A 12042-nucleotide genomic window follows, 5' to 3' on the forward strand; every position below is an offset into this window, starting at 1 on the left:
CCACAGTGCCCGCCCGTCGGCCCCGCCGGAACCCCTCGCGGGGTCACGCCTCGGCCCCGCTCCCCTCGGCCTGCGGGTCCAGGGCGAGACGGTAGCCGCGCTTCACCACCGTCCGGACCAGCTCCGGCGCGCCCAGCGCGGTCCGCAGCCGGGCCACCGCCGACTCCACCGCGTGCTCGTCGCGCCCCGCCCCGGGCAGCGCCCGCAGCAGCTCCGCCCGTGCGACCACCTGTCCCGGCCGCCGCGCCAGCGCCCGCAGCAGCGCCATCCCGGCAGGCGGCACCGGCCGGAACTCCCCGTCCACCAGCACCGCGTGCCCACGGATCTCCATCCGCCGCCCGGCGACGGCCAGCACCCGTGCGCGGGCGGGGAGTTCGTGGCACAGGAGCTGCACCAGCGGCCCGAGCCGGAACCGTTCCGGCTGCACGGTGGGCACCCCGCGGTCCCGCAACGGCTGTGCGGTGACCGGCCCGACGCAGGCGGCCGGAACCGCGTGCCGGAGCGCGGCGAGCAGCTCCGGCAGCATCCCGCGCTCCTCGGCCCGCGCCATCAGGGACACCGCGGCCGGCGCGCTGGTGAAGGTGAGCGCGTCCAGACCGCCGGAGACGGTGGTGTCGAGCAGCCGGTCGAGCGGGCCCACGTCCTGCGGCGGCAGCCACCGGTACACGGGGACGGGGACGACCTCCGCTCCCCCGGCGCGCAGCGCCGCCGTGAAGTCCGGCAGCGGGTCGCCGTGCAGCTGCACCGCGACCCGGCGTCCCTCGACGCCCTCCGCCAGCAGCCGGTCACGGACCTCGGCCATGGACTCCGAGGAGGGCGCCCACCGCTCCCTCAGCCCGGCGGCGCGGACGGCGCCCGTGACCTTGGGCCCGCGGGCCACCACCTCGGCCTCGCGCAGCCGCGCGAGGAGGGCCTCGCCGAGCCCCCATCCGTCGGCGGCCCCGGTCCATCCGCGGAAACCGACGGCGGTGGTGGCCACCAGCACGTCCGGTGCCCGCGCGACGATCTCGCGGGTGGCGGCGAGGAGTTCGCCGTCGTCCTCGAGCGGCACGATGCGCAGGGCGGGGGCGTGCACGACGGCGGCGCCGCGCCGCCGGAGCAGTGCGCCGAACTCGTCGGCGCGGCGCGCGGCGGTCACTCCGACGGTGAAACCGGCCAGGGGCCCGGTCTGCGGTCGCTGTGCGTCGTCCATGGCTCCCGGGTCCCGCGCTGCTCGTCGGCCCCTCGGGGCCTGCCGTCCTGTCGCCCGGGCCTGTCCACGGCAGGTGACGGGCCCGCTCGGGCCGTGTGCCGCCGGTGTCGCGCGGCGGCCCTGCGACGACGGTATACGGCCCCGGCGGCCCCGGGGGCACGGCCGGGCCCCGGTGGGCGGCTCCCGCCGGGGCCGTCGGTTCCGCGCCCTCGCGCCCCCCGTGTCCTCATGCCCTCCGGCGGCGCTTGCGGCCGGGTCCGGCGGGCCACAGCCGGGGCCGGCGCCGGGCCGCGATGTCCTCGATCCAGCCGAAGGCGACGATGGCCAGGCCGATCAGGGGCCACACCAGCAGGAAGGTCCACAGGGTGTAGGTGGAGTCCAGCAGGGACGACGCGGCGTCGCTCTGCATGAAGGGCAGGTTGTAGGCCTGGTCGAGGATCGGGACCGCGGCCGTGATGAGCAGGTTGTGCCAGAGGTAGATCGTGACGGCGCGGTTGTTGGCCAGCGTGACCGGCTTGTCGAGGCGGCGCAGCCGGCCGGGGAGCTCCTTCCAGGACGGTGCGTACTGGAGCAGGATCACGACGAACCCGAACGACCAGGTGGCCTGCGCGAGCGGGATGTCGTTGAGGTCCCAGTGGTCGGGTCCCTGGTGGCCGGAGGCCCACCACAGGGCGAAGGCCATGAACAGCGCGGAGCAGGAGACGGCCAGATAGCGCGGGACCCGGGCGAGCACGCCCTCGTGGTGGGCGAAGCCCAGGACCCAGCAGCCGGCGTAGACCGCGAAGTCCGTGACCGCGTTGCCCGTCTCCCCGCCGATGGTGACCACGCCGGTGCCGACCACCGCGGTCAGGGCGAGCGGTGCGAGCAGCGTCGCCCAGGGCACCCGGCGGAAGGCCCACAGCAGCAGCGGCGAGGCGACCACGAACCACAGGTAGGCGCGCAGGTACCACAGGGGTCCGGCCGCGTCGTCGGCCCAGGTCGGGTCCAGCAGACCGGAGTCGGAGCCGAGGTGCTCGGGGTAGGGCGGCGCGCCGACCGGGACGAGGTAGTCGAGGAGCTGGGCCAGGCCGGAGGGGCCGCCGAGGTCGGGGTCCCGCAGCGGGTTCCAGCCGGCCGCGAACATCAGGGGCAGCAGCACCGCGCCGAACGCCCACAGCGGGGGCAGCAGCCGGCGCAGGCGGCCCCGGATCACGCTGAGCGCCGGGCGGTTCAGCGAGCGGGCCATGAGGGACCCGGCCAGCGCGAACATCACGCCCATGGACGGGAAGAGGACGGACAGCCAGGCCCAGCCGAACAGGTGGTAGACCACCACCCGGACCAGGGCCAGGAAGCGCAGCAGGTCCAGGTAGCGGTCTCGGCCCGCCGGCGCGGCCGGGCGGTCCGTGCCGGCCGCGGCCGGAGCGGCGGCCGTGCCCGGTTCCGCGGGAGCGGCGCCGGCCGGCGGGCGCGGCCCGGCGGAGTCGTCCCGCTGACGCGGTATGCCGGGCGGCGGTGCCGCGGCCGCCGTGTCGGGGCGCGCGCCGCCGTCGGCGTGTCCCCGGTGGTCGTGCGTCATGCCACGGGCCTCCGTTCCGCCTCGTGCGCGGTCGTCCCGCGCGGGGCCGGGACGCCGCCTCCGGGCGCCTCGACGGCGCCGGTGCGGCGCAGCTTCTGCCAGCGCAGGCGGCCGCCGGTGAGGGCCGTGATCCAGGACTGGAGCAGGACCACGTACATGAGCTGCCGGTAGAGGACCTGTTGCAGCGGCAGGGAGATCAGATGCGTCATGCGCTCCCGGTCGAGGCGGAAGGCGTACGCGGCGCAGACCACCTGCACGGCCAGGACGCCCAGCCAGGCCACGATCGTCCTCTGCGTCGGGCCGAAGACCACCCCGTACAGCAGGAAGACGTCGATCAGCGGCGCCAGCAGTGGTGCCACCACCATGAACAGCGACACCAGCGGCAGGCCGACGCGGCCGAAGCGGCCCGAGTGCCCCCGGTCGACCAGGGCGCGGCGGTGCTTCCAGATCGCCTGCATGGTGCCGTACGACCAGCGGTAGCGCTGGGACCACAGCTGCTGCACGGACTCCGGCGCCTCCGTCCAGGCGCGGGCCTTCTCGGCGTAGACGACCCGCCAGCCGGCCCGGTGCAGGGCCATGGTGATGTCGGTGTCCTCGGCGAGCGTGTCGTGGCTCATGCCGCCGACCTCCCGGAGCGCCGAGCGGCGGAAGGCGCCGACCGCGCCGGGGATCGTCGGCATGCAGCGCAGGATGTCGTACATGCGGCGGTCGAGGTTGAAGCCCATCACGTACTCGATGTGCTGCCAGGCGCCGATGAGGGAGTCGCGGTTGCCGACCTTGGCGTTGCCCGCGACCGCGCCGACGCGGGTGTCGCCGAAGGGCTGGACCAGCTCGCGCACGGTGGACGGCTCGAAGACGGTGTCGCCGTCCATCATCACGATCAGGTCGTGGGAGGCGTGGGCGATGCCGTTGTTGAGCGCGGCGGGCTTGCCCGCGTTGGCCTGGCGGACCACCCGGACGTCGGGCAGGCCCATGGCCTCCACGATCTCCGCGGTGCCGTCGGCGGATCCGTCGTCGACGACGAGGACCTCGATCGGATGCTCGCTCGCGCTCAGCGAACGGACCGTGTTCTCGATGCACTTGGCCTCGTTGTAGGCGGGCACCAGCACCGACGCGGGCTCGGTGACCGGCTCTCCCCAGCGGAAGCCGGGGCGGCGCACCCGGCGGGCGTGCGCGCCGGAGAGCAGGAACATCAGCGCGAACCGGGCGATGACCAGGCCGCCGACCACCGCGAGGCAGACCGCCAGGGCGTCGGTGACCGTGTCGGCGGCCTGGACCAGGAAGATCCACGCCCTGCCCTTCCACAGGTCGGGGCCGGTGACCGGGGTGTGCGCGCTCGGCGCGTGCAGGGCCTCGGTGAGGTTCTCGAACCGGTAGCCGCGGGCCTGGAGTTCGGGGATGAAGCGGTTCAGCGCCTGCACGGTCTGGTGGCGGTCGCCGCCGGAGTCGTGCATCAGGACGACGGCGCCCCTGCCGCCCTTCGGGGTGGCGTTGCGGATGATCCGGTCGACGCCGGGCTTGCGCCAGTCCTCGCTGTCGGTGTCGTTGACCACGGTGATGTAGCCGCGCGAGCCGATGTACCGGGTCACTGGCCAGGACCGGTCGTCCATGGCGTCGGCGAAGGAGGAGTACGGCGGCCGGAACAGCGAGGTGCGGATCCCGGCCGCACCGGTGATGGCGAGCTGGTTCTGGGACAGCTCCCAGTCGGTGCGCTGCCTGGACTGGTACGACAGATCGGGGTGGTTGAAGGTGTGCAGGCCCACCTCGTGGCCCTCGGCGACCATCCGGCGGACCAGGTCGGGGTAGCGGGAGGTCATGGTGCCGGTGACGAAGAAGACCGCGTGCGCGTGGTGCTTCTTCAGCACGTCCAGGACCTTGGGCGTCCAGGTGGGGTCGGGCCCGTCGTCGAAGGTGAGGACCAGGCGGTGGTCGGGGACGCGCAGGCTGGTGGCGCGGCCGTCGCGGGTGTCGATGACCGGTCCGCCGTCGAGGATCTTCTCGGGGACCTGGTCGGAGGGCGCCTCGGTGCGGATGCGGTGGTCGGCGAGGATCTCGCTGTGCACGTAGCCGCGCAGCATCAGCATCGCCATCAGGGCGGCGAGCAGCAGCAGAGGCAGCAGCAGGCGCATGGGCAGACGGCGCCGGCCGGTGTCGCGCGGGCGGCGGTTCCCGGCGCGCCCCTCGGCGGCGGGGGCGCGCCGGGAACCGAGGGTGCGGGAGCCTTGGGCTCCGGCAGCGGCCCCGGACCGGCGGCGGGTGCTCGGTGCCATCAGGCGACCTGCACGGTGACGGTGAGGGACGTGGCGGCGGGCTCCGTGGGCCGCGCGGTGTCCGTCGGTGCGGGCGCGGGCGTGTCGGAGGGGCCGGCGGCGGGCGGCGGCGACGTGGCCGGGGCCGGGGAGCCTGCGGGGTCCGGGGCCGGGGTGCCCGGTTCCGAGGCCACGGGCGTGGGCGTGGGCGGGCCGTCGGCGACCGTGCCCGGGCTGCCCGGTCCGGACCCGCCGGACCCGGTGCCCCCGGAGGCCGGGGACGGGGACGGCCCCGGCGAGGGCTGGCCGCCGCCCGGGCTGGGGCTCGGGTCGGGCGACGGGGCGGCCGACGGCGTGGACGGCGGCACGGCGGGCGCGGTGGCGCCGGAACCGGGCTTCTTCGGGCTGGCGGAGGCCGAGGGCCGGGGCGCGGCGGAGGCGCCGGGCCGGTGCGGGGCGGTGGAGCCGCCGGGTGCGGCCCTGGTGGCGGCGGCGTCGGGCGTGGCCCGGGTGCCGCCGGGGGCCGTCACGACGGTGCCGGGGGCGACCGCGCCGGAGCCGGTGCCGGGCGGCCGCGCCGGGTCGGAGGGCACGGGCGAGGTGTCGACCTTGCCGGCCGGCGCGTCGTCGGCCTGACCGGGGACCGGCAGCCAGGGAGCGTTGGAGTTGCCCGAGACGAGGGTGACCACGATGACGACGGCGTAGACCGCGCAGGTCAGGCCGACGCCCATGCCGAAGCGGCGGAAGCGGCGGCTGCGGCGGCCCGACTCGTCGACGAAGACGGGTCCGTCGGAGCCTCCGCCTCCGCGGCCGCCGGGATCCCGGGCGGCCGACGGGTCGCCGGGTTCCGCGGCCCGGTCGAGCCGCACGGTCAGCTCGTTCGGGTCCGGGGTGTCCTCGGTGAGGCGCTCGCGGGCGGTCACCGGTTCCTGCCACGGGTCCGTGACGCGGAGCGCCCGGGTGACGGCCGTCCCGTCGACCGCGCGGACGTCGTTCTCGGCGGCGGGGACCTCTCCGGTCGCCGGAGCGGCGGCGGGCCATGCGGCCGGGGTGCCTTCCCTACTGCCCTCCGCGGACTCGCTGTTGTTCACGTTCTTGTCGTTCTTCACGCGCACGTACGTTTCCCCCCACGGGAGTGTTCGGGCGCGCATACGACTCCCGAGCCCGCGTCGCCGGACTCGGCCCCCACCGGTCCGAGCGCCCCCCTTGTCACACCGTGCTCGGTTTTCACGAACGTAGCGCCCGGGAGGTCGGCCGGTTTGCGAAGTTTCCATGGTGAACGGAATTGACCGATTCATCGATGTCCGGAATCCATCCGGTTTCGGGTCGTCGCCACCAGCCCTCCGCAGCCGACAGATCCGCCGCGGCTCGCCGCAGCGCGTCGAACGCCGGGTGGCCCAGTCCCCGCCGCCACACCAGCGACACCGGCGACAGCGGCACCGGGTCGACCAGCGGGCGCACCACGGTCCCGGGCAGCGCCGCGAAGTCCACCACCGCGAGCACCGGATGGCCGGTCTTCGCCATGAGCCGCTGGAACTCCTCGTCGCCCACGGCCAGCGGGGCCGGCGGCGAGACGGCGATGCCGCGCCCGTCGAAGAGGCGGTGCGCGAGGTCGGTCCACTCCGGCGTGCGCGGGTTCCCGGCCCCCGCGTACACGGTCGTGCCGGCCAGCGCGTCCAGCGGGACGGCGGAGAGCGCGGCGAGCGGGTGCTCCTCGGGGAGCAGCAGCGCCATCGGCTCGTAGCGCACGAGCTGGTGGTCCAGCCGGGCCCGCAGTACCGGGTCCAGGCCCGCGTACCGGCCGAACGAGGCGTCCAGCCGGCCCGCGAGCATCTCCCCCGCCGCATGGCCCAGGCCGCTCTCGTAGCGGGCCATGATCTCGTGCTCGGGGGCGAGTTCGCGGGCCCGGTGCAGCACCCGGCGTCCGGTGTCCAGACCGGGCGAGTTCAGGTCGACGAGCAGCGGGCGCGCCTGGCCGAAGGCGGCCAGCAGCTCGTCCTGGGCGTCGAGGGCGCGGCGCGCGTACGGCAGCAGCCGCTCGCCGTCCGGGGTCAGCACCACCTGCCGGGTGGTGCGCGCGAACAGCTCGGCGCCGAGCTCCCGTTCCAGGCGCCGGACGTCCCGGCTGAGGGCCTGCTGGGCGACGTAGAGCCGGGCCGCCGCGCGGGTGAAGTGCAGTTCCTCGGCGACGGCGACGAAGGCGCGCAGCAGGCGCGGGTCCAGGTGGGCGGGCATGCGGGGAACCTACAGCGCCGGGCGGCCACCGCGCCGGACTCACATCGAGTATGCGTCAATCCCCGCTCATCAGGTGTTGGACCGGCGGCGCACCCGGGCGGGACCGTGGACGCCATGCCTCCCAGGACCTCCACGAGCCCGTCGGCGCCCCTGCTCTGCGTGGTCGGCGAGCAGCTCGTCGCCGCGGACTTCGCCCCGCGGTTCCGGCACCGCCCGCCCGGCCCCTACCGGCGCCTGTTCGCCCGCCGCGGGACCCGCGCCTTCACCGCGGGCAACCTGACGGCCCGTCTGCCCATGGGCATGTTCAGCATCAGCGCGGTGGTGATGATCGCCGGGTCGCGCGGCTCGTACGCGCTGGCCGGGGCGGTCACGGCCACCGGGCTGGCGGCGACCGCGCTGACCGCGCCCTGGATCGCCCGGCTGGTGGACCGCCACGGCCAGGCCCGGGTGGCGGTGCCGGCCACGCTGTGCGCGGTGCTCGGCAGCCTGGCGCTGCTGCTGTGCGTGCGTCTCGGCGCCCCCGACTGGACGCTGTTCGCCTCGTACGCCGCGACGGCGACCACGCCCAACACCGGCGGGATGTCCCGCGCCCGCTGGGCCCACCTGCTGGCGGGCGACGCGGACGCGCTGCACACCGCGAACTCCTTCGAGCAGGCGGCCGACGAGCTGTGCTTCATGCTGGGCCCGGCGTTCGCGGCCTTCCTGTGCGGGACGTTCTTCCCGGAGGCGGGCACGCTGGCCGCCGCGGTGCTGCTGCTGGCGGGCGTGCTGGTGTTCGCCGCGCAGCGCTCGACCGAGCCGCCGCCCCGCCGGGGCACCCCGGCGGGGGCGCCGCTGCGGGCGCCGGGGATGCCGCGGCTGCTCACCGGATGCCTGGCGACGGGCGTGGTGTTCGGCGCGATGGAGGTCGTCACGGTGGCGTTCGCGGACGACCGGGGCCATCGGTCGGTGGCCGGGGTGGCGCTCGGGCTGCAGGCGGCGGGCTCCTGCGTGGCGGGGCTGGTGTACGGGGCGGTGCGCCCCGCGGGCCCGGCGGTGCGCAGGCTGCCGTGGTGCGCGGGGGCGATGGCGGTGCTCATGGGCCTGCCGCTGCTGGCCGCCGCGCTCACCGGTTCGCTGGTGGTGCTGGCCGGGGCGCTGCTCGTGGCGGGGACGGCGACCGCCCCGACCATGGTCACGACCATGGCGCTGGTGCAGGAGTACACCCCGGAGGGCCGGCTGAACGAGGGCATGACCCTCGCGGTGACCGGCCTGCTCGGCGGGATCGCGTGCGGCAGCGCGACCGGCGGCTGGGTGGTGGAGCACCTGTCGCCGACGGCCGGCTACGGGGTGCCGGTGGCGGCCGCGACGGCGGCGCTGCTGATCGCGCTGGCCGGGCGGCGCGGCGGGGCAGCCCGGCCGGGAGCCCGTCGGTGACGTGGCGGACCGCCCACGGGACGCCCGGTCGAGCCGAGGCCGGTGACCTCTGTCAGAGAGGCGGCGGACCGGCCGGGGGCCCCGCATCCGGGCACCCGCCCGGTCCGGACATGGCGAGGGGCCCCGTCGCTCGCGCGACGGGGCCCCTCGCCCACATGGGTGAAGGAGGCTCGGGAGCCTCCCGATCGTGGAGATGGCGGGAATCGAACCCGCGTCCAACGGTGCGGAACCAGGGCTTCTCCGTGTGCAGTCCGCTGTGATTTTCTCAGCCCCGGCGATCACGCGAACAAGTCGCCGACGGGCTCAGTCACTGTTTGATTTCCCTCTTCACCCCGTGACCGGGATCAAGGTTTAGTTCCCTAGCTGATGCCAGGATCCGGGTCGGGAACAGCCCCGGGCTGACACTTCGCAAGTCGCTACTTAGGCAGCGAGGGCGAAGGAATCGCGCTTGGTGTTGGCGATTATTGTTTTCGGCCTGTGGTTTACGAGATCATGGCCGCTTCCTCGACACGCTTCCCCTGCTTCGACAGCCGCTGTCGAAACCGATCATCCCCATGTTGTTTTTTCAATCCCTCCGAGGAGGGCCCTCCTCGGAGGGGCGCGCACCCGCTGTGGGGTGCAGTGCCATCGTACGGGACCAACGCGGGCGGATGCCAGCGTATTCCCGGTGCCCCGGGCGTGCCTCTACGCCTTCTGGCGCCGGCGGGCCGCCGACACGGCGCGGTCCGTCTCGCGGCGGTCCTGCTTCTCCCGCAGCGTCTGCCGCTTGTCGTACTCCTTCTTGCCCTTCGCCAGGGCGATCTCCACCTTGGCGCGGCCGTCCTTGAAGTACATCGCGAGGGGCACGATCGTGTGACCGGTCTCCTGCGACTTGGACTCCAGCTTCTCGATCTCGGCCCGGTGCAGGAGCAGCTTCCGCTTGCGCCGGGCGGTGTGGTTGGTCCAGGTGCCCTGGCTGTACTCCGGCACGTGCACGTTGTGCAGCCAGGCCTCGTGCCCGTCGAGCTGCACGAAGCCGTCGACCAGCGACGCCCGTCCCTGGCGCAGCGACTTCACCTCGGTGCCGGTGAGGACCAGACCGGCCTCGTAGGTGTCGATGATGAGGTAGTCGTGCCGCGCCTTCTTGTTCTGCGCGATCAGCTTGCGCCCTTTTTCCTTAGCCATAGTGCCGCCATTTTCGCACTACGGAGGGGGTGGGGGGAAAGCCGATATGCGGATCGGGGCCCACGGTCACGACGGATCACCCAGACCGCCGAGCACCGTGCGGGCGCGCTGCAGGGCGTCCCGGCCCGCGTCCAGGTCGGGAGTGATGCCCCGGCCGTCGACGCCGCGGCCCGAGGGGGTGCGGTAGTGGCCGACGGTGAGCTCGGCGACCGAGCCGTCGGGCAGCCGGCTCGGCATCTGCACCGAGCCCTTGCCGAAGGTGCGGGAGCCCACGACGACCGCGCGGCCGCGGTCCTGGAGGGCTCCGGTCAGCAGCTCGGCCGCGCTCATGGTGCCGCCGTCGACGAGGGCGACCAGGGGGCGGGCCGTGTCGCCGCCCGGCTCGGCGTGCAGGGCGCGCTGCGCGCCGTCGACGTCGTAGGTGGCGACCAGGCCGCCGTCGAGGAACGCGGAGGCGGTGCCGACGGCCTCGACGACCAGGCCGCCGGAGTTGCCCCGCAGGTCCAGAACGATGCCTCGGGAGGCGGGGGCGTCGCGCACGGCGGCGCGGACGGTGTCGCCGACCCCCTTGGTGAAGGCGGAGATCCGGATGACGGTGGTGCCGTCGGAGAGCCGGTGGACGGTCACGGAGTCCGTGGACAGCAGCGCCCGGCGGACCGTCTCGTCCCAGGTGCGGGCGCCGCGCTGGAGGCCGAGCACGACCGGGGTCCCGGCGGGCGCGTCGTCGGCGTCGCCGCGGAGCAGGGAGACGACGTCCGTGACGGGCAGCCCGTCGGTCCGCTCGCCGTCGACGCTGCGCAGCCGGTCGCCGGCGCGGACGCCGGCGGCCGCGGCGGGCGAGCCGCTCTGCACCCGGGTGACCTCGATGCGGCCGTCCCGCTCACGGCGTGCCCACAGGCCCACGCCGGTGTACCGGCCGTCCAGGGCCTGCTCGAACTCCTGGTAATCGCCCTGGGAGTAGACGGCGGCCCAGCGGTCGCCGCTGCGGCTGGCCGCGCGTTCGGCCGCCGCCATCGGGGACTTGCCGTCGGCCATGGCCTCGGCGGCCGCCTTCGCCACCTGCTCGTGGTGGCCGGCGGCGACGGCCGAACCGGCACGGTCCGCGGCCGACTTGCGGTCCGGGCCGGGCAGTGAGCCGGTGGCGGCGCCGGCGACGAGGACGCCCGCGAAGAGCAAGGTCAGACCGGCCCCGCGGCGAATGCGGCGGGGCGGGCAGAACAGGTCACGACCTGACATGGCGGTGAGTCTAGGACAACGCAAGAGGGCCGCACGGCCGCTTGACCGTACGACCCCCTTGGCATGCGTCACACCTTCAGGTACTTGCGCAACGCGAAGAACGCGGCCAGCGCGGGCATCAGCACACTCGCGGCGAGGATCAGCGGGAGCTTGGTCAGCACGGCGTCCCAGCCCACGAAGTTGATCAGCGTCAGCTTGGCGGACAGCGCCATGCCGTGGTCGATCGTGAAGTAGCGGCCCACGACCAGGAAGACGCAGGCCAGACCACCCCCGATGAGGCCGGCGACGGCCGCCTCCATGATGAAGGGGGCCTGGATGTAGAAGCCGGAGGCGCCGACCAGCCGCATGATCCCGGTCTCACGCCGGCGGCTGAACGCCGAGACGCGCACGGTGTTGACGATCAGCAGCAGCGCGACCACCAGCATCAGCGCCATCACGCCGAGCGCCGCGTTGTTCATCAGGTTCAGCAGACCGAAGAGGTTGTCCAGGATGCCCTTCTGGTCCTGCACGGACTGCACGCCGTCGCGCCCGTTGAAGGCGCTGGCGATGACCTTGTACTGCTCCGGGTTCTTCAGCTTGATCCGGTACGACTCCTGCATCTGGTCCGGCGTCAGCGAGCTGGCCAGCGGGGAATCGCCGAACTGCTGCTTGTAGTGCTTGTACGCCTCGTCCTGCGACTCGTAGGTGACCTTCTGCACCACGGGCATCTTGTCGAGGTCGGCGAGGATCTGCTTCTTCTGGTCCGCGGTCACCGCGCCCTTGGCGCAGTTGGCGTCGTTCTCCGCATCGCTCTTGTTGCAGAGGAAGATCGAGACGTTGACCTTGTCGTACCAGTAGCCCTTCATGGTGCTGACCTGGTCGCTCATCAGCAGCGAACCGCCGAACAGGGCCAGGGACAGGGCGACGGAGACGATGACGGCGAAGGTCATCGTCAGGTTGCGGCGGAGACCGACACCGATCTCCGACAGGACGAACTGGGCGCGCATGGCGTCTGG

9 protein-coding genes and 1 other RNA gene are annotated in these 12042 nt (G+C 74.3%); 1 reads left to right on the plus strand and 9 read right to left on the minus strand.

Going from position 1 to position 12042, the window contains the following annotated elements; translation table 11 throughout:
- Nucleotides 1–43 precede the first annotated feature (43 nt).
- The 5 genes from P3H78_RS03855 to P3H78_RS03875 all read right to left on the minus strand — a co-directional run bounded on the left by P3H78_RS03855 (nt 44) and on the right by P3H78_RS03875 (nt 7231).
- The gene (locus tag P3H78_RS03855) at nt 44–1192 is read right to left on the minus strand and encodes a uroporphyrinogen-III synthase (protein WP_276107285.1); all 1149 of its coding nucleotides are present in this window, start codon (nt 1190–1192) and stop codon (nt 44–46) included.
- A 226-nt stretch (nt 1193–1418) separates the two neighbouring features.
- The gene (locus tag P3H78_RS03860) at nt 1419–2747 is read right to left on the minus strand and encodes an acyltransferase family protein (RefSeq protein ID WP_276107286.1); all 1329 of its coding nucleotides are present in this window, start codon (nt 2745–2747) and stop codon (nt 1419–1421) included.
- Nucleotides 2744–4876: a bifunctional polysaccharide deacetylase/glycosyltransferase family 2 protein gene (locus P3H78_RS03865; protein WP_276107343.1), complete on the minus strand. Its 2133-nt coding sequence runs from the start codon at nt 4874–4876 to the stop codon at nt 2744–2746. Before P3H78_RS03865 ends, P3H78_RS03860 begins: the two co-directional genes overlap by 4 nt.
- Nucleotides 4877–5016: 140 nt before the next feature.
- Nucleotides 5017–6111, minus strand: a complete 1095-nt coding sequence (locus P3H78_RS03870; protein WP_276107287.1) for a translation initiation factor IF-2 — start codon at nt 6109–6111, stop codon at nt 5017–5019.
- A gap of 112 nt (nt 6112–6223) precedes the next feature.
- Entirely contained in the window at nt 6224–7231 is a 1008-nt protein-coding gene (locus P3H78_RS03875) for a LysR family transcriptional regulator (protein ID WP_276107288.1), read from the minus strand.
- 114 nt (nt 7232–7345) lie between these two features.
- Here P3H78_RS03875 and P3H78_RS03880 point away from each other — a divergent pair, with 114 nt between their 5' ends.
- Complete coding sequence (locus tag P3H78_RS03880) at nt 7346–8647, plus strand: MFS transporter (RefSeq protein WP_276107289.1); 1302 nt, start codon at nt 7346–7348, stop codon at nt 8645–8647.
- A gap of 185 nt (nt 8648–8832) precedes the next feature.
- Here the strand turns inward: P3H78_RS03880 and ssrA are convergent.
- From ssrA to ftsX, 4 genes are all read right to left on the minus strand, one after another.
- Nucleotides 8833–9201, minus strand: a transfer-messenger RNA (tmRNA) gene (gene ssrA, locus P3H78_RS03885).
- 130 nt (nt 9202–9331) lie between these two features.
- Nucleotides 9332–9811 (minus strand): SsrA-binding protein SmpB, encoded by a 480-nt coding sequence (gene smpB, locus P3H78_RS03890; protein WP_276107290.1) that lies wholly within the window; start codon nt 9809–9811, stop codon nt 9332–9334.
- A gap of 66 nt (nt 9812–9877) precedes the next feature.
- Nucleotides 9878–11047 carry a S41 family peptidase gene (locus tag P3H78_RS03895; protein WP_276107291.1) on the minus strand — a complete coding sequence of 390 codons (1170 nt, stop codon included), beginning with the start codon at nt 11045–11047 and terminating at the stop codon, nt 9878–9880.
- Between the two features lie 68 nt (nt 11048–11115).
- Complete coding sequence (gene ftsX / locus P3H78_RS03900) at nt 11116–12033, minus strand: permease-like cell division protein FtsX (RefSeq protein WP_276107292.1); 918 nt, start codon at nt 12031–12033, stop codon at nt 11116–11118.
- Nucleotides 12034–12042 lie beyond the last annotated feature (9 nt).

It is taken from the genome of Streptomyces tropicalis, assembly GCF_029269835.1.
GTDB lineage: Bacteria > Actinomycetota > Actinomycetes > Streptomycetales > Streptomycetaceae > Streptomyces > Streptomyces tropicalis.